This window comes from Amycolatopsis keratiniphila subsp. keratiniphila (assembly GCF_001620365.2).
GTDB lineage: Bacteria > Actinomycetota > Actinomycetes > Mycobacteriales > Pseudonocardiaceae > Amycolatopsis > Amycolatopsis keratiniphila.
Map to the genome: position 1 here is coordinate 56,262 of NZ_LQMT02000031.1, position 22,663 is coordinate 78,924.

At 68.3% G+C, this 22,663-nt stretch carries 22 protein-coding genes and 1 pseudogene; 12 read left to right on the top strand and 11 right to left on the bottom strand.

Annotated elements, in window-relative coordinates; translation table 11 throughout:
* Positions 1–186, top strand: a pseudogene (locus AVR91_RS43970) (DUF3800 domain-containing protein); the annotation flags it as partial.
* A gap of 105 nt (positions 187–291) precedes the next feature.
* Positions 292–2,439 (top strand): terpene synthase family protein, encoded by a 2,148-nt coding sequence (locus AVR91_RS29625; RefSeq protein ID WP_063272471.1) that lies wholly within the window; start codon positions 292–294, stop codon positions 2,437–2,439.
* A 416-nt stretch (positions 2,440–2,855) separates the two neighbouring features.
* Here AVR91_RS29625 and AVR91_RS29630 read toward each other — a convergent pair whose 3' ends face one another.
* Entirely contained in the window at positions 2,856–4,043 is a 1,188-nt protein-coding gene (locus AVR91_RS29630; RefSeq protein WP_063272470.1) for a beta-1,3-glucanase family protein, read from the bottom strand.
* Positions 4,044–4,348: 305 nt separating this feature from the next.
* On the opposite strand from AVR91_RS29630, the gene AVR91_RS29635 reads away from it, so the two are divergent.
* From AVR91_RS29635 to AVR91_RS29650, 4 genes are all read left to right on the top strand, one after another.
* Complete coding sequence (locus AVR91_RS29635) at positions 4,349–4,969, top strand: sigma-70 family RNA polymerase sigma factor (protein ID WP_063272469.1); 621 nt, start codon at positions 4,349–4,351, stop codon at positions 4,967–4,969.
* A 352-nt stretch (positions 4,970–5,321) separates the two neighbouring features.
* On the top strand, positions 5,322–6,041 hold the full coding sequence (locus AVR91_RS29640) for an ANTAR domain-containing protein (protein WP_063272468.1): 720 nt from the start codon (positions 5,322–5,324) through the stop codon (positions 6,039–6,041).
* Positions 6,042–6,072: 31 nt separating this feature from the next.
* Positions 6,073–6,786, top strand: a complete 714-nt coding sequence (locus AVR91_RS29645) for a GAF and ANTAR domain-containing protein (RefSeq protein ID WP_063272467.1) — start codon at positions 6,073–6,075, stop codon at positions 6,784–6,786.
* Positions 6,787–6,838: 52 nt separating this feature from the next.
* A complete protein-coding gene (locus AVR91_RS29650) occupies positions 6,839–7,750 on the top strand; it encodes a LysR substrate-binding domain-containing protein (RefSeq protein WP_063272466.1) in 912 nt (303 codons plus the stop codon).
* On the opposite strand, the gene AVR91_RS29655 is transcribed toward AVR91_RS29650, so the two are convergent.
* Positions 7,732–8,739, bottom strand: coding sequence for a small ribosomal subunit Rsm22 family protein (locus tag AVR91_RS29655; RefSeq protein ID WP_063272465.1), 1,008 nt, complete (start codon positions 8,737–8,739; stop codon positions 7,732–7,734). The two genes, AVR91_RS29650 and AVR91_RS29655, sit on opposite strands and share 19 nt — an antisense overlap.
* Positions 8,740–8,872: 133 nt before the next feature.
* On the opposite strand from AVR91_RS29655, the gene AVR91_RS29660 reads away from it, so the two are divergent.
* Positions 8,873–9,289 (top strand): YciI family protein, encoded by a 417-nt coding sequence (locus AVR91_RS29660; RefSeq protein ID WP_063272464.1) that lies wholly within the window; start codon positions 8,873–8,875, stop codon positions 9,287–9,289.
* Between the two features lie 193 nt (positions 9,290–9,482).
* Positions 9,483–10,757, top strand: coding sequence for an RNA polymerase sigma factor (locus tag AVR91_RS29665; protein ID WP_063272463.1), 1,275 nt, complete (start codon positions 9,483–9,485; stop codon positions 10,755–10,757).
* A gap of 56 nt (positions 10,758–10,813) precedes the next feature.
* Here AVR91_RS29665 and AVR91_RS29670 read toward each other — a convergent pair whose 3' ends face one another.
* The 6 genes from AVR91_RS29670 to AVR91_RS29695 form a co-directional block, all read right to left on the bottom strand.
* Positions 10,814–11,209: a sigma factor-like helix-turn-helix DNA-binding protein gene (locus tag AVR91_RS29670; protein ID WP_063272462.1), complete on the bottom strand. Its 396-nt coding sequence runs from the start codon at positions 11,207–11,209 to the stop codon at positions 10,814–10,816.
* A 121-nt stretch (positions 11,210–11,330) separates the two neighbouring features.
* Entirely contained in the window at positions 11,331–12,203 is an 873-nt protein-coding gene (locus AVR91_RS29675) for a hypothetical protein (protein ID WP_016337671.1), read from the bottom strand.
* 107 nt (positions 12,204–12,310) lie between these two features.
* A complete protein-coding gene (locus tag AVR91_RS29680) occupies positions 12,311–13,999 on the bottom strand; it encodes an L-lactate permease (protein WP_063272461.1) in 1,689 nt (562 codons plus the stop codon).
* Position 14,000: 1 nt separating this feature from the next.
* Positions 14,001–14,783: an IclR family transcriptional regulator gene (locus tag AVR91_RS29685; protein ID WP_016337669.1), complete on the bottom strand. Its 783-nt coding sequence runs from the start codon at positions 14,781–14,783 to the stop codon at positions 14,001–14,003.
* A 280-nt stretch (positions 14,784–15,063) separates the two neighbouring features.
* Positions 15,064–15,471 carry a CoA-binding protein gene (locus tag AVR91_RS29690; protein WP_063272460.1) on the bottom strand — a complete coding sequence of 136 codons (408 nt, stop codon included), beginning with the start codon at positions 15,469–15,471 and terminating at the stop codon, positions 15,064–15,066.
* 34 nt (positions 15,472–15,505) lie between these two features.
* Complete coding sequence (locus tag AVR91_RS29695; RefSeq protein WP_063272459.1) at positions 15,506–16,078, bottom strand: hypothetical protein; 573 nt, start codon at positions 16,076–16,078, stop codon at positions 15,506–15,508.
* Between the two features lie 131 nt (positions 16,079–16,209).
* Between AVR91_RS29695 and AVR91_RS29700 the strand changes: the two genes are divergently transcribed.
* Together AVR91_RS29700 and AVR91_RS29705 are read left to right on the top strand one after the other, a co-directional pair.
* Positions 16,210–17,007, top strand: coding sequence for a 2-keto-4-pentenoate hydratase (locus AVR91_RS29700; RefSeq protein ID WP_063272458.1), 798 nt, complete (start codon positions 16,210–16,212; stop codon positions 17,005–17,007).
* Positions 17,004–17,765, top strand: coding sequence for a 2-keto-4-pentenoate hydratase (locus AVR91_RS29705; protein ID WP_063272457.1), 762 nt, complete (start codon positions 17,004–17,006; stop codon positions 17,763–17,765). The genes AVR91_RS29700 and AVR91_RS29705 overlap by 4 nt, the downstream gene beginning before the upstream one ends.
* A gap of 129 nt (positions 17,766–17,894) precedes the next feature.
* On the opposite strand, the gene AVR91_RS29710 is transcribed toward AVR91_RS29705, so the two are convergent.
* Both AVR91_RS29710 and AVR91_RS29715 read right to left on the bottom strand, forming a co-directional pair.
* A complete protein-coding gene (locus AVR91_RS29710) occupies positions 17,895–18,773 on the bottom strand; it encodes an alpha/beta fold hydrolase (protein WP_063272456.1) in 879 nt (292 codons plus the stop codon).
* A 13-nt stretch (positions 18,774–18,786) separates the two neighbouring features.
* A complete protein-coding gene (locus AVR91_RS29715) occupies positions 18,787–20,673 on the bottom strand; it encodes an ABC transporter ATP-binding protein (RefSeq protein ID WP_083737783.1) in 1,887 nt (628 codons plus the stop codon).
* A gap of 493 nt (positions 20,674–21,166) precedes the next feature.
* Between AVR91_RS29715 and AVR91_RS29720 the strand changes: the two genes are divergently transcribed.
* Entirely contained in the window at positions 21,167–21,598 is a 432-nt protein-coding gene (locus AVR91_RS29720; protein ID WP_143254147.1) for a hypothetical protein, read from the top strand.
* Here the strand turns inward: AVR91_RS29720 and AVR91_RS29725 are convergent.
* Positions 21,561–22,037: a cupin domain-containing protein gene (locus tag AVR91_RS29725; RefSeq protein WP_063272454.1), complete on the bottom strand. Its 477-nt coding sequence runs from the start codon at positions 22,035–22,037 to the stop codon at positions 21,561–21,563. The genes AVR91_RS29720 and AVR91_RS29725 overlap by 38 nt on opposite strands.
* Positions 22,038–22,097: 60 nt before the next feature.
* Between AVR91_RS29725 and AVR91_RS29730 the strand changes: the two genes are divergently transcribed.
* Positions 22,098–22,640, top strand: coding sequence for a TetR/AcrR family transcriptional regulator (locus AVR91_RS29730; protein ID WP_076857464.1), 543 nt, complete (start codon positions 22,098–22,100; stop codon positions 22,638–22,640).
* The last annotated feature ends 23 nt before the right edge of the window (positions 22,641–22,663 follow it).

The window sequence follows — 22,663 nt, forward strand, 5'->3', positions numbered from 1 at the left end:
GAGGCGAGTCCAGGATTGGCCGGGGTGAAGTTCGTGGATTCACGGACCGATCCGCGGGTGCAGGCCGCCGATTTCCTCGTCGGCGTCGCCCGCCGGATCGCCGAAGACGAATTGACCGGGAACGGTGACGGGATATTGACCGGATTGCTCGCGCCGTATGTCGATCCGGAGTCCATCTGGGACTGATTCACTCCATGGCGCACCGAATCGCTCGAGTGGACGGTTGCCCGGCGCGGCGGCGGGCTGGAAACGTCGGAACGGATCCGACCCCGGCCCGGGAGGCAGTCGCCGATGCAGGCTTTCACCTTGCCCGAGTTCTACGTGCCGTATCCGGCCAGGATGAATCCGCACCTCGAAGCGGCGCGGGCGCACAGTATGGCCTGGGCCAGGGAAATGGGGATGCTCGATTCGCCGTCGCCGTCCGGTGACGTCGTCTGGACCGAGCAGGCGCTGGCGAAAATGGATTACGCGCTGCTCTGCGCGCACACCCATCCGGACTGTGACGGGCCGTCCCTCGATCTGGTCACGGACTGGTACGTGTGGGTGTTCTTCTTCGACGACGATTTCCTCGCACAATTCAAGTACACCCGCAACACCGAGGGTGCGAAGGCCTATTTGGACCGCTTGGAACTGTTCATGACCGGGCCGGGGGAAAGGTCGCCCGAACCGCGGAATCCCGCCGAAGCCGGGCTCGAGAACCTTTGGGCGCGCACCATTCCCGCGATGTCCGAGGCCTGGCGGCGGCGGTTCGTCACCAGCACGCACAACCTGATGGTCGAATCGCTCTGGGAGCTGGACAACATCGACCGCGGCCGCATCGCGAACCCCATCGAATACGTCCAGATGCGGCGACGCGTCGGCGGGGCGCCTTGGTCGGCGAACCTCATCGAGTTCGCCGTCGGTGCCGAGGTGCCGGACAGGATCGCGGCGACCAGGCCGATGGAGGTGCTGCGCGACACCTTCGCCGACGCCGTCCACCTGCGCAACGATCTCTTTTCCTACCAACGCGAAGTGCGTGAAGAGGGCGAGAACTCCAACGCGGTCCTCGTTTTCGAGAAGTTCCTCGACTGCCCGACGCAGGAAGCCGCCGAACTCACCAACGACCTGCTGACCTCGCGATTGCAGCAGTTCGAGAACACCGCGCTCGTCGAGGTGCCGGCGTTGCTCGCCGAGCGCGACGTCTCGCTGCCCGAGCAGATCGCGGTCGGCCTGTACGTCAAAGGGCTGCAGGACTGGCAGTCCGGCGGGCACGAATGGCACACCCGGTCGAGCCGGTACATGAACGAGGGCGCGGACTCCGGTGCCGACGAGCTGGGCCTCGGCCGTCGGCACCGGCAGCAGGCGCCGCCGCCGTTCGCGAAGACCGGACACCTGCCGTTGCCGGAATTCCGCATGCCGTACGCCGTGCGCACCAGCCCCCATCTCGCCGCGGCGCGCGAATACGCCCCCGGCTGGGCGCGCGGGATGGGGATGCTCGAAGGCGGGATCTGGGACGAGCGCCGGTTTCGCGGCATCGACCTGGCGCACTGCGCCGCGATGATCGATCCGGACTCGGACATCGACGGGCTGAAGCTGTCGACCGACTGGCTCACCTGGGGCACGTACGGCGACGACTACTTCCCGTTGGTCTTCGGGACGAAACGGGACGCGGTCGCCGCGAAACTGTGCAGTGACCGGCTTTCCCTGTTCATGCCACTCGAAGGTGAGCCGGTGCCGAAGCCGTCGAACCCGATCGAGGTGGGCCTCGCGGACCTGTGGGGCCGCACCGCGGGACCGCTGTCCCCGCACGCACGGGCGGGCTTCCGGCGGGCGGTCGAGAGCATGACCGCCAGCTGGGCCTGGGAGGTCGGCAACCAGGCGCAGAACCGTGTCCCCGATCCGGTCGACTACGTGGAGATGCGACGCCGCACGTTCGGCTCCGACCTGACCAAGAGCCTCGCGCTCCTCGAACTCGGCGACGTCGTGCCCGCCGAGCTCTTCGGGAACCGCGTGCTGTTCGAACTCGACACGGCGGCGCAGGACTACGCGGCCTTCTCCAATGACCTGTTCTCGTACCAGAAGGAGATCGAATACGAGGGCGAGGTGCACAACCTCGTGTACGTCGCCGAGCGGTTCCTGGACGTCGGCCGGCTCGAGGCCCGCGACATCGCCGCCCGGCTGATGAACGCGCGGATGACGCAGTTCGAGCAGCTCGCCGACGAGGACCTGCCGCGGATGTGCGACGACCTCGGGCTCGGCGACGACGTCCGCGCGGCGGTCACCGGATACGCGGACCACCTGAAGGACTGGATGGCCGGAATCCTGGAATGGCACCGGAAATGCGTGCGGTACACGCCTGAGGAGCTGGCCCGCGTCCACGCTCCCGAGCCGCCGGCGTTCTCGCTCGTGCCGAGCGGGATCGGTATGTCGGCTTGGCGGATCGGGAGCGGGGCGCGTTGACGGGCCCCGTGAGCGTGTTGCGAAAGCCGGTCGTGAGTGGCGATTCGGGTTCTAAGCCGAAACGCCACTCACGACCACCGGGTTGGGGGTCTTCACGCGCTGCCGTGGTGATTGCTGTGGTTGCTGGTGCAGGTGAGCTGCAGTGGCGATCTCTGAAGGTAGGGAAGGCCTCTTTCACTACCTTCAGGGTAGGCAAGGAGGCCTTCACGGACCCGACCCGTGTTCAGCCACAGCTAAATTCAGTCGGTATTTAGGGCACCCTTCGCCCTAGCCCGAAACACCACTCACGACCGGGGCTGAAGGCTCCGGTCGCCGCATCAGATGCGGTGAAGGGAGCCTTCAGCCCATGCACGGCAGCAACGAAATCACCCGGATAGACGCCGAGCAGGCAATACGCCCCGCCTGAGGCCGAACCGTCAGAACGCCGTCAGGATGATCCGCGCGGTCCGCGGGTCCCCGTCGTGCACCAGCGACTCGAAGTGCCCGACGTCGTCGAAGGCGAAGCCGTACGCCTTCCCGTCGACCATCTGCTCGTGCACGATCCGCGAGTAGTGGTCGGTCACGGACTGCTTGTAGAACTGGCCCGCGTCGTACGTCGGCTGCGTGTGCAGCGAGCCGAGCGTCGAGCGGTGCAGCGCCGCGCACAGCGTCCGCGCGATCGGGCCGACGACCTGGTCGTTCGGCGCGTGCAGCCGTCCGTCGCAGTTGAAGACGTCGCGGGTGCTCGGCTTGCTGAACGACGCCACCGGGGCGCCCGAGGCGTCGGTGAAGCGCAGGACGTCGTCCCCGCCGGTCCGGCCGGTGAACTTCTTGCCGGGTTCGGCCTCGAACGGGACCACGGTGAGCGGTGTCGACTTGTAGGTGTTCCAGGCGCTCGTGACGTAACCGTCGAGGTAGCTGCCGCTGAACTTGCCGGTGTCGAGCCCCTTGCCCGGCGCGAGGACCCGCAGCCGGTTGTACACCAGGTTCGAGAACCCGGCCTGGCCTTGGACGGCGTTGAAGATGTTTTCGCGGCCGCCGGGCTTCAAGCGGCCGGCCTCCTTGCTCGCGCCCGCCCCGTTGGTCAGCCCGACGGCGTGCGGCACGCTGAACATGTCGACCTGCGAGCTGTTGATGAACAGCCCGCTGTTGTCGTAGGTGAATTCGCTCCAGTCGAACAGGATGTCGCGGTTCGGGTCGCCGTCGGCCCACGGCGCGGGCTGCACCAGGCCGTCCGGGGTGAGGAAGAACTTGATCTTCTGCCCGAACGACATGTAGACCCGGCCTGAGAGCATGCGCGGGATCCGCAGCGTGGTCGAGCCGCCGTTGCCGGGGCCCGCGATCGAGACGTCCGGCGCGGGGCTCGGCGGGTTCGCGCCCGGCGGCCACGGCGTGAAGGCGCCGGCGGCGTTGACGTAGCCGAGCTTCCCGGTGTTGAGGTTCGTGCCGAGCACGTAGAGGTGGACCGCGTCGGAGCGGTTCGAATTGTTCGTCACGGTCAGCGGCAGCGGATCGGGGCCCGCGGCGGCCGCGGTCGGCGACGAAAGCGCCGAAACACCGGTGACCAGGGGGAGGGCGACCGCCAACGCGGTCAAAACGCGCCGGACTTTCTTGCGGATGCGCACAGTTCACTCCTCGGCGGAATCCCGCCGCGGAGCGTGGACGCGCCGCGGCGGTGCTTGCGGGTGTCGGCCGGGGGCGCGTTCCCGGCCTTGGCGTGACCTTGGCGAGGGGTCTCAGCACGGGAAGTTACGTCGCGGGATGCCGACATGTCCAGACCACTGGTGGGAATCTGTCCGGTTTTCCGCCGGGACGGACAATTCGTCGCGGGCCCTTCGCCGATTGAGGTGGCCGGATTCGTCGACTACCGTTGTCCGGGTTCCGTCCTGGACCCCGGCGGCCGGGTTTTCTCATCCGTGGGGAGCGGGACATGAGCGACGAATTTCCGATGCGAAGAACCGGCGGCGGCGAGACGTGGATTTCCGCCGCCGGCTGGGACGGCCTCGCCAAGGCCGCGGCGGACGGCGAGCCGCACGGCATGGAAGACCTCATGTCCGCCGTCGCGGCGTGGGCACGGCAGTACGCCGAGACCCGCCTCGGCGGCCGTGAGCTGACCTACCTCGAACCGGCCGACGTGGCACAGGAGATCTGCCTCGCGGTCCTGGTCGCCGTCCCCGGGTACGGCCTGCGCGGCGGTTCGTTCCTGTTCCTCCTGCGCGCCATCGCGGCGAACAAGGTCGCCGACGTCTTCCGGAAGGCGGCGCGGAGCAGGCAGGTGCTCACCGGCGAACTCCCCGAACGGCCGGCGGGGGCCGCCGACGAACCCGAGCAGCGCGCGCTGCGGACCGATCTCGGGGTCCGGCTCGGCAGGCTGATGCGGATGCTGCCCGTCTCCCACCGTGAGGTGCTGGGGATGCGGGTGATCGGCGAGCTGACGTCGAACGAGACCGCGGCGGCGCTCGGTACGACGTCGTCACGGGTGCGGGTGACCAAACATCGCGCGATCAGCAGGCTGCGTGCCTGCGCTCAGCGCCAGGACGCCTTGAGCTGAATACGGATCAGCAGCCGGAACAACGGATTCCCCCGTTTGGCACGGGTTTCGAGAATGCGAACGCACATGGCCCCTCCAGAGCTCGCCGTCGAGCACGATCGCCGAGGGCCGGGGCGAACGGTCTCGGCTTCCACCCTAGGCCCGGTCCGGGGAGCCGGAACCGGCTGAACGGACCATTGACCGCCAACGGGACCGGCCATACGGCTCTTCGGGCTACTGCATTGGTGCCGAGAAGTCGTCGAAAGCGCGGCAAAGAGCCGAAACCGTGCGAGGATGGTGGTGGCGCGCGAGCGCTGTTCGCTCATGCTCCCGGCGGTCTCGTCCGAATCCGGACACGCCCGGGAGGCAAGCCATGACGTTGCGACGGCATGATCGCGCCGCCCAGGTCTGGTCGAAGATGCGTTTCCTCGCTTCGGAAACCGATTCGGTGGTGACGGTGGAACACGCCTGCGTCGTTTGCGGGGAAATGCTCGAGGCGGCGGGTGCGGGGCTCACGCTCGCCACCGGGACGGGTTTGCCGGAGCCGGTCTTCGCCACCGATGCGCGAAGCCGTGAATTGGAAGAGCTGCAGTTCACCTTGGGTGAAGGACCGGCATTGGACGTTTCCCGCGGCGGTATGCTCGTCGTCGTAACCGATGTGACCAGTTCGGAGGCGACACTCCGATGGCCGATGTTCGCGCCCGAGGCCATCGACTGCGGCGTGAAATCGATCATCGCTGTGCCTGTTCAGGTCGGTGCGATCACTTTGGGTGCTGTCGACTGTTATCGCGAATTCGCCGGGCTCCCCTCGCGGGAGGGGCTGGAGAAGGCGCTCGTCTGCGCGGAAGCGGTCATCACCCTGGCCTTGGCCGATACCGGTGCGCCGGTTCTCGGCGAATTGATCGATCGTGAATTCACCGAACATCGCGCCCGGGTGCATCAGGCCGCGGGCGTGGTGTCGGCCCAGCTCGAGATCGGGCTTCCGGACGCGCTCGCCCGCCTGCGCGCCTATGCCTACCTCAACGACCGCAAGCTCGACGAGGTCGCCGAGGACGTGGTGCGGCGCCGGGTCACGTTCCGGCCCGAACCATGACGGATGTGTGCGATAAGGAGACAGCGGAAAGATGACCGACCTGGCGGCCGACCTGAGGGAAACCTTCGTGCAGCTGGCCGACACCCTGATGGACGACTTCGATCTCGTCGAATACCTCGACGTACTCGCGTTCAGATGTGTCGAGCTGCTCGGCGTCTGCACCGCGGGCCTGTTGCTGACCGACCCTCGGGGCAGGCTCACCATGGTGGCCGCCTCCGACGAAAAAACCCGGCTGCTCGAACTGTTCCAGTCGCAGAACTCCGAAGGGCCGGGCCTGGACTGCTACCGGGACGTCGAGCCGATGGCCTGCCCGGACCTCGTGCGTGCGCGGGGAAAGTGGCCGAAGTTCGCCCGGGAGGCGGAAAACGCCGGATTCCGCTCCGTGTACGCGTTGCCGATGCGGTTGCGGGAAGAGGTGATCGGCGCGCTGAACCTGTTCGGCACCCGTCCCGCCGTGCTCGACGACGAGGGATTGCGGCTGGGGCAGGCACTGGCGGACGTCGCCACGATCGGCATCCTGCATCACCGGTCGCTGCAGCGGCAGGAGATCGTCACCACGCAGCTGCAAACGGCGTTGAACAGCCGGGTGATCATCGAACAGGCGAAAGGAGTGCTGGCCGAACGGCTCCACGTTTCGGTGAGCGACGCGTTCGGCGTATTGCGCGCCTACGCGCGGAGCAACAATCGCAAGATCGTCGCGGTGGCGGCGGGGATCATCGACCGCACGGTGGAAATCCCGCGCTGAGCGATACCGGTTCGGCGCTTGTCCGGCCCTTGCCGATTCCTAGACTGGATGGGTGTTTTCCCTGGAGCAGCTGGTGAGTTTCGTCGCGGTGGCCGAGGAACTGCACTACGGCCGGGCGGCGGAGCGGCTCTCGATGACCCAGCCGCCGTTGAGCAGGCGGATCCAGCTGCTGGAGCGCGAACTGGGGGCCGAGCTCTTCGACCGGGCGCACCGCACGGTCCGGCTGACCCCCGCCGGACGGGTTTTCCTCGCCGAGGCAAGGAAGATACTGCGCTCGTCACAGGAAGCGACGTTGTACGTCCGCCGCGTGAAGAAGGGCGAGGTCGGCGTCGTGACGCTCGGGTTCACCGCCACGGCGGCGTATTCGTATCTCGACCGGGTCATCGCCGCGGCGAACGCCGAAGTGCCCGGCGTCGATCTCGTGCTCCGGGAGATGGTGACGGCGGCGCAGGTGGAGGAGCTGCTGGCGGGCGGGATCGACCTCGGCATGATCCGGCCGCCGGTCGCCGGCGCCGACATCGTGACCCTGCCGCTGTGGCGCGAACCGCTGCTCGCGGCGCTGCCGTCGGCGCATCCGTTGGCCCGGCGCAAGAAGAATCCCGAAGTCAAGGATTTCGACGGCGAACCGTTCATCATGTATTCGCCGTCGGAAGGCCGGTACTTCCACGATCTGCTCGTGGCGGTGTTCCGCGCCGCCCGGGTGACGCCGGAGTACACGCAATACCCCTGCCAGGTGCATACGGTGCTCGCGCTGGTGAAGGCGGAACTCGGGGTCGCGCTGGTGCCCGCGGCGGCGGGCACGCTGCGCTTCGAAGGTGTCGTCCTCCGCCCGGTGGACGGTGTCGAGGGCCGTCCGGTGGAACTCGACCTGATGTGGCGGCGAGGCAACGACAATCCGGCGCTCGGCGCGCTGCTCACCGCCATCGGCAATCCGGCGCGGCGCCGTCAGTCCACTGTGGAGTGATCGGGCCAGGCGTCGCCCCATTCCGCGTCGCGGGCCGCGCGGTAGGCCGGGCCGTGCCGTTTGGTGACGATCCTTTCGGTGAGCCCGGAGTCGGCGCAGAGGGACAGGCTGACCATGCCCTTGCGTTTGGCCGGATGCCGCAGGACGCGGGCGTCGGCGCGGTCCGGCGCCGTGCGGGAGGCGACGACGTACGAGAACTTCTCGTCCTCGAAGCCGAGCGTCCCGGCCTTGAGCTGGCGGTGCAGGCCGGTGCGCGGGAGGCGCGCGGAGAAATGGCACCAGTCCTTGCCGCGCGGGATCGGGCAGGCGCCTTCGTGCGGACAGGGCGCGACCAGGGAGAGCCCGAGTTCGACGAGCTGATCCCTCGCCGCGACGATCCGCTCGTAGCCCGCGGGGGTACCGGGTTCGATCAGCACCAGCATCGAGGTCTTCGCCGAAAGCCAACGGACGGTGTCGGCCCGGCGTGCTTCGGGCAGCTCGCCCAGGACATAGGAGAGGGTCACCAGATCGGCCTCGGGCGCGGGCGCCGCCGGGTCGATCAGGCCGCGCCGCCAGGTCGAGCCCCGGACGGCCTTGTCCCCGGCGTTCTCCGCGAGCCGCCGCCCCAGCGCGATCGCGCCGGGTACCTGCTCGACGACGGTGCTCTCCTCCAGCGACGGCCACACGTCGGCCGCCGCCCAGATCGCGGCACCGGTTCCGCCGCCGATGTCGATCTGTGTACGCGGAGCGAACCCAGGGGCGCGAAGGGCTGCTTCGGCGAGAACGGCGTGGACAGCCGCGTACGTGGCCGGCATCCGGTAGCCCGCGTACGCCGCGACGTCCGCTTCGGAGGAGAGGATGGGCGCGCTCGCGGGGGCGTTCTCGCGGTAGCGCGTGCTGAGCCGCTCGACGGACTGCGTCAGCCTGTTCTGCGGGTACTTGCCCAGCTCTTCGTCGAGGGCGGAGCGGAGGGCGTCGGGGAGTGCGGACACGATCGCAGATTCTCTCATGTGGGCTTGACCTGCGGTTTTCCGGCTGCTCGAATACTCGCGGAAAAAAGTTCGGGGACCGTGTCGAAACCTGGGGTGCCCGATCGACGCGTAGATGTGGCAGGGACGAGCCCCGCCGGGAACGGAGACTTCGATGCGGTTCATGGTGATTGTCAAGAGCGACGAGAAGACCGACGTGGCGGGCGCGCAGCCGAGCGCCGAAGAGCTGCAGGAGATGGGGAAGTTCAACGAGGAACTGGTGAAGGCCGGCGTCATGCTCGCGGGTGAAGGCCTGCTCCCCAGCGCCGAGGGTTTCCGCATCCAGTACTCCGGCACCACCGAGGCGCGCGTCGTCGACGGGCCGTTCGCCGAGAGCAAGGAACTCATCGCGGGTTTCTGGATCCTGCAGGTCAAGGACCGGGCCGAAGTGATCGAATGGATGAAGCGCGCGCCGTTCCGCGAGGGCGAGATCGAGATCCGCCGGATCGCGGAGATGGAGGACTTCGACAACGCGACCCCGGAGATCGTCGAGCACGAGCAGAACCTGCGGAAGCAGGCCGAGGCGAATTAGGCCGCGTCCGGCGAGTCTTGTTCGCGGTCTTCGCGCCCAGGTGGTCCCTGACGGCACGGGCGGACGCGCCCGAGTACGACCCGGTACGAGGGCGATCCGCCCGCACCGTCAGGAACCGCCTGGATCACGAAGCCCATCGAACAAGCCTCGCCGGACGCGGCCAGGGTTGCGGTCGTCGCGCCGACGATGTTGATTGGTCGGCGTGACGGCAACGACAGACTCCCGTTCGGCGATCGACGCGGTGTGGCGGATCGAATCGGCCCGCCTCATCGCCGGTCTCGCGCGGATGACGCGCGACGTCGGCCTCGCGGAGGAGCTGGCGCAGGACGCGCTGGTCGCCGCGCTCGAACAGTGGCCTGAGTCGGGCGTCCCGAGGAATCCGGGCGCCTGGCTCATGACCACGGCGAAACGCCGGGCGGTCGACACCTTCCGGCGCAACGAGCGGTACGAGAAGAAACTCGGCGAGATCGGCCGCGAGCAGGAGTACGAGGAGGAACCCGACTTCACAGCGGGCCTCGACGACCACATCGAGGACGATCTGCTGCGGCTGGTGTTCACCGCCTGTCACCCGGTGCTTTCGACCGAGGCCAGGGTGGCGCTGACGCTGAAGATGATCGGCGGGTTGCAGACGCACGAGATCGCGCGGGCGTTCCTGGCCAAGGAGACCGCCATCGCGCAGCGGATCGTGCGCGCGAAGAAGACGCTCGGCGACGCCAAGGTCCCGTTCGAGGTGCCCGAGGGGGCGGACAGGGTCGCGCGCCTTTCTTCGGTGCTCGAAGTCATCTACCTGATCTTCAACGAGGGCTACTCGGCGACGGCGGGCGAGGACTGGATGCGGCCCGCGCTGTGCGAGGAGGCGCTGCGGCTCGGGCGTATCCTCGCCGGGCTGATGCCGAAGGAACCCGAGGTGCACGGGCTCGTCGCGCTGATGGAGATCCAGGCTTCGCGGTCCGCCGCCAGGGTCGGGCCGAGCGGCGAACCCGTGTTGCTGATGGATCAGGACCGGACGAAGTGGAACCGGCTCCTGATCGGCCGCGGCCTCGCCGCGCTGGAACTTTCCGAGTCGCTCACGGGCGGCGCTTTCGGCGTCTACGCGGCGCAGGCCGCCATCGCCGCCTGCCACGCGCGGGCGCGGACGGGCGAGGAGACCGACTGGGCGCGCATCGCCGTCCTGTACGAAGGGCTCGGGAAGCTGAACCCGTCGCCGGTGATCGAACTGAACCGCGCGGTGGCGCTGTCGATGGCCGTCGGGCCGGAGGCGGGCCTGGAGATCGTCGACAAGCTGACGTCGGACCCCGCGCTCAAGTCGTATCACCTGCTGCCGAGCGTGCGCGGCGACTTCCTGTCGAAGCTCGGCCGCCTCGACGAGGCCCGCGCCGAGTTCGAGCGCGCGGCGGAGATGACCGGCAACGACCGGGAGCGCACCCTGCTCCTGAACCGCGCCGCCGACTGCACCCCTCGCGATTAGTCCTCTGAATGCGATGGTTCGTGGTGCGAACCACCGCATCCAGAGGACGAAACGCGTCAGGCGGGGGCGGGGCGAAGCGCGGTCAGCGCACGGTGCTGCCCCAGCCGGACCGCCTGGACGGAGCAGCCGAGCGCGAGCGCGGTGTCGTCGGCGGAAAGCCCGACGAGCGACCGCAGCACCATGATCTCGCGCTGCTGACCCGGCAGCCCGGAAAGCGGGTTCGGCAGTTCGGCGGTGGTCCGGTGGAAGTCGTCGACCAGACCGTGCGTGACGTCGTAGGCGAACGCGAGCAGGGCGCGCGCCCCGGCCGAACCGGCGACGATCTCGCGGCAGCTGTCCTTGGCGATCGCGTCGGCGATGTCGTAGGTGCCCGAACGACGGCCGATCCGCGCCCGGCAGTAACGCACGACCAGGACGCGGACGGCGTCGACGTGTTTCGAGGTCGTCTCCATCCGCCCGCCGGCCTCCTCCGGCCGTCGTGAACCGTGTCCTTCCATCGGCTCCCTCTCCCACCTTTCAGATGAGCACGGCCGCAGGGGAGGGAGGTACGGTCTTTTTGCCCACACGTGTGGGTCAGGCCTCGATGAAGACGATCCGCTCCGGCTCGACCGTCAGGCTCACGGTCTGCCGCTTCACGCTCACCAAGGTCTCGAATTCCGTCGCGTGCCCGTCCGGGACGGTGAACAGGCGGTCGTTGCGGGAATCGAGGAAGTCGGAGAAGCCGGTCAGCGAGACCCCGCCGCTTTCGTCGAGCGCGAGGTAGTCGACGAGCCGTCGGAACAGTTTCGGCAGGATCACCAGTTCGTCGGCGAGTTGCCGCCGCGACGCGAGCTTGAACCCGGAGTTCGTGACGTCCTGAGGCCACAGCCCGAGCCCGTTCTGGCGGGCTTTCACCGCGGCTTCGGCCAAGGCGTCACGGAGATCGGGATAAAGCAGTGAATAGAACGTCGGGTAGACGAGGCCGTCCGCGACCTGCCGGTAGTTCGCGGAGTTCTTCAGCGTTTTGACGTCGAGATGGACCTTGGAAAGGTCCGCCGACCGGCCCGGCCGTTGCCCGGGAAAGGCGAACGCCACGGCTCGTCCGTATTTGTCGGCGAATCGCGTCAGTATGTGACCGGCTACCTTGATCGGGGTCGACGAGGTGACCGTTCCCCGCTCGTCGCGTTCGACCGTTTTGAAGCCGAGGCACTTCAGCAGGTTCGCCGCGGCGGCGTCGGCGAATTCCGCGGGCTGGTGCCACATCCCGCCGGTTCCCCTGGCCTGGTAATGCGTTTCGAGCGCGTCGATCGCGTCGAGCCGCAACTGCATCCCGCCCCGCGAATTGAGCCGGACCTTCAGGCCCGCCTTCTTGGTCGCCTGCGGGTCTTCGGGATAGAACCGCACCGAATCGCCGTCCGGTGAGGCTCCGACAAGCTGGAACGTACCTTTGATCAGCGTCATGGGCATGGGGACAACGGTAGTTCCCATTCCGGTGAACGGATCCGGTGTTCATCCATCCAGCCCAATGGCCGGTTAAGATCGGATGACCATTGTGGACATTCTCGAATTCACGTTCACGACGGGATCATGAACCGCAGCACGGTCGCCTGGAGCAACGAGATCACCCCGACCACGCCGGTCAGCGCCACCGACCACAGGAACGTCTGCCGCAGCAGCGCGCCTTCCTTCCCGGACCGGCCGATCGCGGTGGCGCCGATGGACAGGTTCTGCGGCGAGATCATCTTGCCCATCACGCCGCCGGAGGTGTTGGTGGCGCCGGCGAGGATCGGGTCGACATGCAGTTGCTGCGCCGAAATCACCTGCATCGGCCCGAAGAGACTGTTCGTCGACGCGTCCGAGCCGGTGAGGAAGACACCCAGCCAGCCGATGTAGGCGGAGAACAACGGGAACAGCACCCCGGTGGTCGCGAGCGCGAGGCCGAGGGTCTGTGTCGCACCCGAGTAGTTCATGACGAACGCGATCGCGAGGATCATGAAGATCGTCGCCAGCGCCCATCGCATCTGGTGCAGTGTCCGGCGGTAGGTCGCCAGCAGCAGCCGCGGTTTCGCGCCCATCGCGAACCCCGCCACGATCGCCGCGATCAAGGCCACCGTTCCCGGCGAATAAAGGAAGTCGACGGTCAGCGTCGCCGCGTACGGCGTGTCCTTGGGCGTGATCGGCGCGTGCTGGACGACCTCCTTGTGCAACCCCGGCCACGCGAACACCCAGTCGGCCTTGTGCAGCAGCTTCGTCAGGTCGAGCCATTCGGGCAGGTTCTTGAAGATCGTGCCGATCCGGGAAAGGAAGATCGCCGCGATCAGGACGATGTACGGCGCCCACGCGTACAGCGCGCCGCGTCCGGCTTTCGCCGCGCCGAGGCTCGCGCCGGTCTTCACCGGTTCTTCGCCGTCGAAACGCCAAACCGCCGACGGCTGCCAGAACCGCGTCAGTATCCACAGTGAGGCCATCGCGGCGAGCGCTGCGACGACGTCGACGAGGCTCGGGCTGATGAAGTTCGAGGTGACGAACTGCATGACCGCGAACGACAGCCCGGCCGTCAGCACGGCGGGCCAGACCTCGATCATCCGCTTCCAGCCCGCGAGGACCACGATCAGGAAACCGGGGACGATCAGCGCCAGCAACGGAAGCTGGCGCCCGACCATCGACGAGAACAGCTCCGTCGCCTGTTCCTGTTTCATCCCGAGGATCGGCGCGGTCAGCCTGCCCAGCACGATCAGCGGATTGCCGAGGCCGCCGAACGCGACCGGCGCGGTGTTCGCCAGCAACGCGAGCACGACCGCCTTCACCGGCGGGAAACCGAGCGCGGCCATCATCGCCGCGGTGATCGCGATCGGCGAGCCGCCGCCCGCGATCCCTTCCAGCAGCGCGCCGAAGCCGAACGCGATCAACAGCGCCTGGAGGCGGCGGTCCTCACTGAATCCGGCGAGGACCGCCTTGATGTCGTCGAATCGTCCGGTCGCGACGGTGACGTTGTGGAAGTACACGGCGTGGAACGCGATCCAGGCCACCGACCACACCCCGAACACCAGCCCCATGGCGGCCGAATCGAGGGCGAGCCCGGCGGGCATGCGGTAGAGCAGCACCGCCACCAGCAGCGCGGTGATCAGCGCCAGCGCCGCCGAGAGTTGCGCCGAGCGGCGCAGGACTCCCAGCGTCACCAGCAGCACGATGATCGGCAGTGCCGCCAACGCGGCCGACAGCCACAGCCCGCCCGCCGGCTGGTAGTCCTGGAGCCAGCCCACCTCAGCCCCTTTGCGCGCGCACGTAACCCAGGCGGAGCGACAACGCGGCGGCGGTTCCGGCCACCGTCGCGCCGAGTTCGTCGGTGCGGCGGAGTACACGGCCGGCGGGGCCAGCGACGCTGATCGCGGCGATCGGCCGTCCGGTGTGGTCTCGGACGGCGGCGGCCACGCAGCCCACGTCCGGTTCGTTTTCGACGTCGTCCACAGCCCAGCCGCGACGGCTCGTCCTGGCGAGATCGTCGAGCAGCCGGACGGGATCGTTGATCGTCTTGAGCGTGAGACTGTCGAGTTTCATCCGGCGGATGCGTTCGACGCGGTCCTGTTCGGGCAGTGCCGCCAGCCACGCCTTGCCCAGCGACGTCGCGTGCTGCGGACGGCGGGTGCCGAGGCGGCAGGCCAGGGTGACGGCGTTGGCGCTGCGTTCGGTGGCGACGTAGACCATCGTGTCGTTGTCCGGGACGGCGAGATACGTCGTCTCGCCACTCCGCTCGGCGAGCGAGGCGAGGTAACGCGGCGCGCAGCGGTGGAGGTCGGTCGCCGCCATCGCGCGGGCGCCGAGTTCGACCAGCCGGGTACCGAGCCGCACACGGCCGGTGGCGCGATCGGCTTCGAGGTATTCGAGGTTCTTGAGGGTGCCGACGATGCGGTAGGCGGCGCTCCGGGAGAGACCCAGTTGCCTGGCGATCGCGTTGGTGGAAATCTCCTGGTTCTGGCCGACGTGCTCGAGAACCGCGAGACCCCGCTCGAGTGTGCCACTGGAATCCAGCCCGCGTGGTGTGCCCACTTCGCCCTCCGTAGGACCGGGGTGCCGATCATCGGCACCTGTTTCCGCTAAGCGGATTCGGACGTTAACAGTTCACCGGACCCTTGGGAAGGTTTCTTAACAAACTGACGACCGGACAAGTTTTCCCAGCTCGCGGGCTTCCCGTCAAGATCACCGGTTTGGACCAATCCCTTCGGCGGGTCCGATTCGGCGTATGACATCAGGGGTCATTTTTCTGTTCACGGATATGAAAGAACCCTCGCCGGAAAATCGCGGCGAGGGTTCGGCCCGGGGTCCGTTTCTAACGCACCGAGAGATTCGCGACCGCTCGGACGACGGCGGTGCAGCGGTCTTCGACGTAGTCCAAACCGGCTTCTTCGGCGATCCGGCGGGACTCGGCGGAGACGATGCCCTGCTGGAGCCAAAGCGCCTTCGCGCCTATCGCGACGGCCTGTTCGGCGATCGGCGGAGTGTCTTCGGACGGACGGAAGACGTCGACCAGGTCGACGGGTTCCGGGATGTCGGTGAGCGAGCGATAGACCTTCTCGCCCAGCAGTTCGTCGGCCGACGGGTGGACGGGGATGATCCGGAACCCGTGTGCCTGCAGTACGGCGGCGACCCCGTGCGAGGCCTTGGCCGGATCGCGGCTCAGGCCCACGACGGCGATCGTCTTCGATCCGGCGAGGATCTCGGTGGCGCGATCGGTCATACCCCGTACAACCGCCACCGGCCCCGGGGAATTCCTAAAGCTTCCAGAGCCGCAGCCCGCGCACACGGTACACCGGCCAGACCACGTGCCAGAAGCGGCGCCGCAGGAAGACCGCGGAACAGGTGAGGACACTGCGCGCGGATGTCGTCGCGACGTCGTGGCGGTCCGGCCAGATCTCGCCGTGCCGCCCGGCGGCGATCCGGAAGACGTTGACCAGGCCGCGGCCCTGCAGGTCGAACTTCGCGCCGGTGTCGCCGGAATCCGGGGTCAGGGAAGCGATCTCCGGCCCGAACGCGGCCGAGGGCGCCGGCCCCGCGTCGGCGGGGAGATCACCGACGGTCGCCGACACGGCCTTGCCGTAGAGACGCCGGGTGTAGCGCTGGAGCAGCAGCCGCTCCCACAGCGGCAGGACCCGGCGGTGCTTGAGCAGCGCCGAACACTCCGCGTGCCCGATGGCGAAGATGTCGGTCAGCTCGTCGTAGGCGTTGTGCGCGGTGGGCTCGTTGAGGTGCACCCGCACCTCGTAACGGATGCGCGCGGTGAGCTCGTCGAGCTCCTCGCGACGGTCGATCCTGGCCTTCGCCCTGGAGAGCGCCCAATCGGACATGGGAGCAGGCTAGGTGATGATCGGGGTCGTGCGAGACCCTTTCGGCCTAATCTCGTCGTACCGGCCAGTGGAACGGCCGTCTTGTGCGGGCCGGAGTGACGGGGCAGAGTCCGACTGGTCGGAAGGAGCCCATGGACGCCAGCACGCTGCAGGAGGCCGCGGCCGCGCTGCTCAGCGCGTACGAGACCGGTAAGCCGATCGCGCCCCTCATCGAGACCTATCCCGCCGCGACGCTGGAGGACGCGTACCGCGTCCAGCAGCGGCTCGTCCGGCACTGGGCCGAGCACGGCGACGGCGTGCGCGGGCACAAGGTCGGCCTCGCCTCCGCCGCCATGCAGCGGCAGATGGGGGTCGACCAGCCCGACTACGGCCATCTGACCGCTTCGATGTTCCACCTCGAACACCAGCCGATCCCGATCGGCGGATTCCTGCAGCCGAAGATCGAACCGGAGATCGCGTTCGTGCTCGGCTCGCGGCTGCGCGGCCCCGGCGTCACGGTGGCGGACGCGCTGCGGGCGGTGGACTTCGTCGTCCCGGCGCTGGAGATCGTCGATTCCCGGATCCGGGACTGGAAGATCAGCATCGTCGACACCATCGCGGACAACGCGTCTTCGGGCGGTGTCGTCCTCGGCAGCAGGCCGACCGCGATCGGCGACATCGACCTGCGGCTGGTGGGCTGTGTCCTGCACCAGAACGGCGAGATCGCGGCGACCGGCGCCGGTGGCGCGGTGCTCGGTTCGCCGGTGAACGCGCTGGTCTGGCTCGCGAACACGGTCGGCCCGCTCGGTGTCGCGCTCGAACCGGGGCATGTCGTGCTGCCGGGTTCGATGACGCGGGCGATCCCGGTGAATCCGGGTGACACCGTCGTCGCGACGATGGCGGGGCTCGGCAGTGTGACCGCGAAGTTCTCCGGGGAGGAACGGCCGTGAGCCTTGACGTGCGCGAGACGGCGGAAGCCCTGCTGTCCGGGGAAGAACGCGAACCGCTGACCGACGCGTGGCCGGAGCTGGACGTCGACACCGCGTACGCGATCCAGGACGAGGCACTCCGGCTCAGGCTGGAGCGCGGCGAAACGCTGATCGGCGTCAAGCTCGGCCTGACCTCGCGGGTGAAGCAGCAGCGCATGGGCATCGACTCGCCGTTGCTCGCGTGGCTCACCGACGCGTTGGTGCTCCCCGCCGGGGTGCCGGTGCCGTCGCTGCTCCATCCGCGTGCCGAGCCGGAGCTGGTTTTCGTTCTGGGACAACGTCTTTCGGGGCCTGGCGTGACCGCGGCGACCGCGATGGCGGCGGTGGACCGGGTCTACGGCGGCATCGAGATCATCGACAGCCGCTACCGCGACTATCGCTTCGAACTGCCGGACGTCGTGGCGGACAACGGTTCTTCCGCCTACGTCACGCTCGGTCCGGTGGGCGCACAGCCGTCTTCGCTGGATCTCTCGCTGGAGGCGGCCCTACTGGAAGTCGACGGGGCGATCGTCGACACCGCCACCGGGGCGGCGGTGCTGGGGCATCCGGCGGAGGCGCTGGCGCTGGCGGCCAACGTCCTCGGCGCGCGCGGGCGCGCGCTGGAGCCGGGCTGGCTCGTGTTCACCGGCGGGATGACCGACGCGGTCGACGTGGGGCCGGGTGCCCGGGTGGCGGCGCATTTCTCGAATCTGGGCTCGGTCACGCTCGCCGGGGCTTGACGTCGGCGCGGCCTCGACTGTCTTCGCAGGGTGGCGTGTTGCGAAAGCCACTTTCGCAACCTTCAACGTTGCGAAAGTGGCTTTCGCAACGTCAGCTGGCGGCGCTCTGAAAGCCCGCCACGGCTTGCCTCATCTCTCGATGACGTCGGCGCGGTCGGCCGTCCGGAGCAGGCCGCGCGTCAGCCGGGGCCAGATCGCGCGCGGCAGGTCGTGACCCATGCCGGCGACGATGTCCACTTCGGACTCCCGCAGTGCGCGGGCCGTCGCCCGGCCGCCGGAAACGTGCACGAGCGGATCCTTCGAACCGTGCACGACGAGCGCGGGTACGTCGAGTTTCCGCAGCGCGCGGAAGCGGTCCCGGCTCGAAACGATCGCCGCCAGCTGCCGAGCCGTCCCGCCGGGGTTGACGCCACGATCGAACGACCGCTCCGCGCGCTCGCGCATCCGGGCCTCGTCGAAGGGGTAACCGGGCGAGCCGATCACGCGGAACGTGCGCACGAGTTGCTCGACGTACTCCTCCCGGCCGCGCGGGGGCGCCGAAAGCAGCATCGCCATCGCCTTGGCGCTCGGCCGCCCGACGAACCGGTTGCCGGTGGTCGACATGATCGACGTCAGCGACCGCACCCGTGATGGATACTCGATGGCCAGCGTCTGCGCGACCATCCCGCCCATCGACGCGCCCACGACGTGCGCGCTCGCGACACCGAGCTCGGTCAGCAGCCCGGCGGCGTCGCCCGCCATGTCCGCCAAGGAATACGGCGCCGTGCGCAAGGCGTACGCGAGCGGCAGGTTCACCCGGCCGGTCATCCGGCTGGACCGGCCGGCGTCGCGGTTGTCGTAGCGGATGACGAAGAACCCCTCGGCCGCGAGGTTCTCGCAGAGTTCGTCGTCCCACCAGATCATCTGGGAGGCCAGGCCCATGATCATCAGCAGCGGCCTGCCGTCCGGCGAGCCGAACGTCTCGTGGCACAGCTGGACGCCGTTCACCTCGGCGATCTTCTCCGGCATCACGCCAGTGTGCCTACTCGCCGCGATACGCGCGAGCCTGGATTTCGTAAAGTTCGTGGTAGAGCCCTCCTTCCTCGATGAGTTCGGCGTGCGTGCCCTGCTCGATCAGCCGCCCCTTCTCCAGCACCAGGATCCGGTCCGCGGAACGGATGTTGGCCAGCCGGTGGGTCACCAGGATCGTCGTGCGCCTGCTCGCGTGCCGCAGACCGGCGAAGACCCGGGCCTCGGCCTTCGCGTCGAGCGCGGCCGTCGGCTCGTCGGCGACCAGGACGGCGGCGTCGCGGTAGATCCCGCGGGCGATCCCCATCCGCTGCCATTGCCCGCCCGAGAGGTCCTGCCCGTCGTCGAACTTCTTGGACAGCACCGTCTTCTCCTTGGCGGGCAAGGATTCGATCACCTCGTCGGCGCCGGAGGAGGTGATCGCGTCCTGCCAGGCGACTCGCTCCGGATCGTCTCGGCCGAGCCTGCCGACGGTCACGTTGTGCTCCGCGGTCATCGGCCATTCGGCGGGATCCTGGGCGATCACCGCGATGTTCGCGTGCACGGACTCGTGATCCGCGCCCGCGAGATCGACGTCGTCCCAGTACACCTTTCCTTCCGTGGGCGGGTAGAGCCCGGTGAGCAGTTTGCCGAGCGTGGTCTTGCCCGAACCGTTCTCGCCGACGAGGGCGATCACCTCGCCGCGCCGGATGGTCAGCGAAACCTCGCGCAGTGCCGGGGTTTCCTGGCCGGGATAGGTGAACCCGACACTCTCCAGCCGGATCTCCGCGGGGTCTTCGGGAGCGGCGACGCCACCCTTCACCGGGCCGCGTTTCACGGATTCCACGAGCAAGCGCTGGAAGAAGGCGATGTAGAAGGACTCCTCGTACAGCGAGTTCACCGCGTGCATCGTGATGGACAGCGAATTCGACGCCGTCCGCATGGCGAGCGCGGCCGTCCCGGCGAGGGCGAGCTCCATCTGCCCGCCGTAGAGCAGGAGACCGAGCACCAGATAAGCGATCGCGGTGCCCACCCCGGCCGCCGCGCGTCCGGCCAGGCGGACCATGTTGCTGCGATGCGCGAGCCGGACCTCTTCGCGCATCAGGCTTTCGGTGATCCGCCGGTACTCCCGGAGCAAGGGCTCCTGCAGGGTGAGGGCATGCCGTTCAAGGGCGAACTGGCGCCACGTGGCGACCTCTTCGACGATCCCTTTCCGGATGTTGCGGCCGACGGTGTCGAGGTAATGCCGGTAGTTCAGGCGCGCGACCTTCGCCGCCGCCCAGCCGTCGGCCACCGCGGCGAGCAGCAGCACCGGCGCGAGCCACGGGTTGAGCAGACCCGCCGCCACCAGCGCGGCGACCAGCGAGATCAGCGCCGACGTCAGATCCGCGAGCCAGCGCAGGCTCATCTCGATCGACCGGACCCCGTACCGCGCGCCCTGCCTGGCCAGCTCCCGGAAATCGGCGTCCTCGAAGGCCAGCAGCCGCACCCGGACCATCGCGGCGGTGACCTCGTCGCCCGCCGAAGTCACGATCCGCGGCCGGAGCGCGCCCTCGACCGCGGCCACCGCCGTGTCGAGCAGCGCGCGCAAGCCATACGTGCCGACGACGACCACCAGCGCGGGCAGCGACTGCAGCACGCGTTCCGGCGTCGGCCCGCTCTCCAGCAGCGCGATGAACACGTTCGCCGTGGCCAGCAGGCCGAACGCCGTGACACAGCCGGAAAGCAGGTGGACGACGCCGGCGAGCAGGGTCAGCCGCGGCGAGGTCCGCCACGCCAGCCGCAGCACGATGGCCACGGCGGACGGGAGCGTGCGGATGGCCTTGACCATCCCCGCTTCGGCCACGGTCTCGTCGACCGCGGCCCACTCGGGCATCTTGAGGTTCTCGACCCCGATCAGGGGCACGGTCGTTTCGGGCACTCCTCCTTCTCTACGCGCACCCACCGACATTTCCGAGAGCCGAAGCGGTGCTCGGCGCCGGTCCTTCACGTACTTGGGAAGAAAGTGCGTCGGCAGCCCTTGTGACTACTGGTGCATGTGGCGTGAACGTGGCGATCGCCCGGTCCGTGAGGGCCTCCTTGAAGGACCCAGAGTCCCTCAAGGAGGCCTTCACGGACTTGCCTTCTCAGAGTCGCGGCTCGATGCGGCGCCGAGACAACGCAGTCCTCATTCAGTGCGCCCAATGTGGCATCGGAGACGCTCAGCGTCCCCAATGCCACATTGGGTGCCCTCGTCCGCCGGAACCTGAGGGAGGTTTAACGGACTTGCCTGCCTAGCCCTCACAGCCAGTCAGCATCGCTACGCAGAGTGCAGGGTGTGTGGAAATAGGGACACTCAACGTCCCTATTTCCACACACCCCGCCTTGGGCTACTCTCTCGCTAGAGCGATCTATCAAATCGCAAGGGGGCGAACATGGAAGCTCTGCAAGCCCGCGGTCTCACCGCGCTACGCCTGATCCTGGCCTTCACGCTGCTGACCACCACGTTGCACTACGCGCACAACGTGGTCAGGGCGGCGGACTACCCGCAGGTCGAGGGGATTTCGGTGGGGGCCGCCGCCGCCTTGGTCGTCGTCGCGTACGTCCTCTTCACCGCGTTCGGCGCCGCCGGCTACCGCGACTACCTGCGCGGACGTTACTGGCGGGCGCTCGCGTTCCTGATGGTCTACTCGTTGTCCGGTCTCGCGAGCCTCGGTCACTTCCTGATCGCCGTGCCGCGGATCCCGGCCTTCTGGTTCGCCACGATCTACACCGACCTGGCCGCGGCGCTGCTGCTGTGGGCCTTCGTGACCTGGGCGGCGACGAAGCTCAACCGCGTTCCCGTGGCGGTCGGCTCCCATACGTGATGCGGTGGGGCGCGGCGACCCGGTTGATCTTCACCGGGTCGATCGCACCTTCGGTGAAGACGGCCGGTCCCGCCTCGAAGAGGTCTTCCAGGTAGTGCTCCCAGCCGCCGGGGGACGAGATCTGCAGAACCCGCGGCGGCTCGGAGACGCGGCGCAAGGCATGGGGAACTCCGCGCGGTAGCAGGACAAAAGTGCCCTTCGTCGCGATATGGGTCTCGTCGTCGAAATCGATCCCCAGTTCGCCTTCGAGGACGTAGATGCACTCGTCGGCCTCGTGGTGCACATGCCGCGGGATGTCCATGGCGACGGTGACTTCGAGCAGCGAGAACCTCGTCTCGGTGTCCTCGGTCATCGCCTTGACGCTGAACGCGGGCGGCAGCGGTACGCGGCCGGGCCGGGCTTCGCCGGGTTTGAGCAGGAGAAATCGGTCCTTCGACATGCTATGCTGCCCTTCAATCGGAAACGGACTCCGTTTCCACTTAATCGCGAGGGAGGCGGGTTGTCAACCAAGCCGCGAGCGGACGCGGAGCGCAACCGGGCACGGGTGATCGACGCCGCGCGCGCGTTGTTCGCCGAGCGCGGGGACGATGTGCAGATGCCGGAGATCGCCCGTGCGGCCGGGGTCGGCGTGGGGACCGTGTACCGGCACTTCCCGGATCGCCAGGCTCTGGTCGAGGCGGCGGCGGAGCACCGGTTCGCGGAGATCGAGCAGTACGCCAGGGCGCACTGTTTCGGCGAGGAATCCGGTCTGGAGCGCTATTTCCGGCACGTCGGCGAGGTGCTGGCGGGCGATCGCGGTCTCACCGCCGCCATCGACTCGGCCCGAGGGCGGCCCGGGAGCGAGCCGCGCGGCACCGCCCGCGAGGGCCTCGAAACGGTGGTCGCCGAGATCATCGCCCACGATCAGGCCGCCGGCCGCCTCCGCGCGGATTTCACGGTCGCGGACGCTTATCTCCTGGTCGGAGCCCTGTCGTCAGTCATTCGCAAGGGGGCCGACTGGGCCCGTTTCCTCGACCTGCTCCGTGACCAACTTTCTACATAACATTGACGCTGATCAGTGCAATG

What these genes read in the sequence shown, in the direction of transcription:
- AVR91_RS29670 (WP_063272462.1), bottom strand. Translation starts at nt 11,209, where the DNA reads ATGGAGACGACCTCGAAACACGTCGACGCCGTCCGCGTCCTGGTCGTG.
- AVR91_RS29720 (WP_143254147.1), top strand. Translation starts at nt 21,167, where the DNA reads ATGGAAGCTCTGCAAGCCCGCGGTCTCACCGCGCTACGCCTGATCCTG.
- AVR91_RS29675 (WP_016337671.1), bottom strand. Translation starts at nt 12,203, where the DNA reads ATGCCCATGACGCTGATCAAAGGTACGTTCCAGCTTGTCGGAGCCTCA.
- AVR91_RS29625 (WP_063272471.1), top strand. Translation starts at nt 292, where the DNA reads ATGCAGGCTTTCACCTTGCCCGAGTTCTACGTGCCGTATCCGGCCAGG.
- AVR91_RS29640 (WP_063272468.1), top strand. Translation starts at nt 5,322, where the DNA reads ATGACGTTGCGACGGCATGATCGCGCCGCCCAGGTCTGGTCGAAGATG.
- AVR91_RS29700 (WP_063272458.1), top strand. Translation starts at nt 16,210, where the DNA reads ATGGACGCCAGCACGCTGCAGGAGGCCGCGGCCGCGCTGCTCAGCGCG.
- AVR91_RS29660 (WP_063272464.1), top strand. Translation starts at nt 8,873, where the DNA reads ATGCGGTTCATGGTGATTGTCAAGAGCGACGAGAAGACCGACGTGGCG.
- AVR91_RS29710 (WP_063272456.1), bottom strand. Translation starts at nt 18,773, where the DNA reads ATGCCGGAGAAGATCGCCGAGGTGAACGGCGTCCAGCTGTGCCACGAG.
- AVR91_RS29690 (WP_063272460.1), bottom strand. Translation starts at nt 15,471, where the DNA reads ATGACCGATCGCGCCACCGAGATCCTCGCCGGATCGAAGACGATCGCC.
- AVR91_RS29655 (WP_063272465.1), bottom strand. Translation starts at nt 8,739, where the DNA reads ATGAGAGAATCTGCGATCGTGTCCGCACTCCCCGACGCCCTCCGCTCC.
- AVR91_RS29635 (WP_063272469.1), top strand. Translation starts at nt 4,349, where the DNA reads ATGAGCGACGAATTTCCGATGCGAAGAACCGGCGGCGGCGAGACGTGG.
- AVR91_RS29725 (WP_063272454.1), bottom strand. Translation starts at nt 22,037, where the DNA reads ATGTCGAAGGACCGATTTCTCCTGCTCAAACCCGGCGAAGCCCGGCCC.
- AVR91_RS29695 (WP_063272459.1), bottom strand. Translation starts at nt 16,078, where the DNA reads ATGTCCGATTGGGCGCTCTCCAGGGCGAAGGCCAGGATCGACCGTCGC.
- AVR91_RS29645 (WP_063272467.1), top strand. Translation starts at nt 6,073, where the DNA reads ATGACCGACCTGGCGGCCGACCTGAGGGAAACCTTCGTGCAGCTGGCC.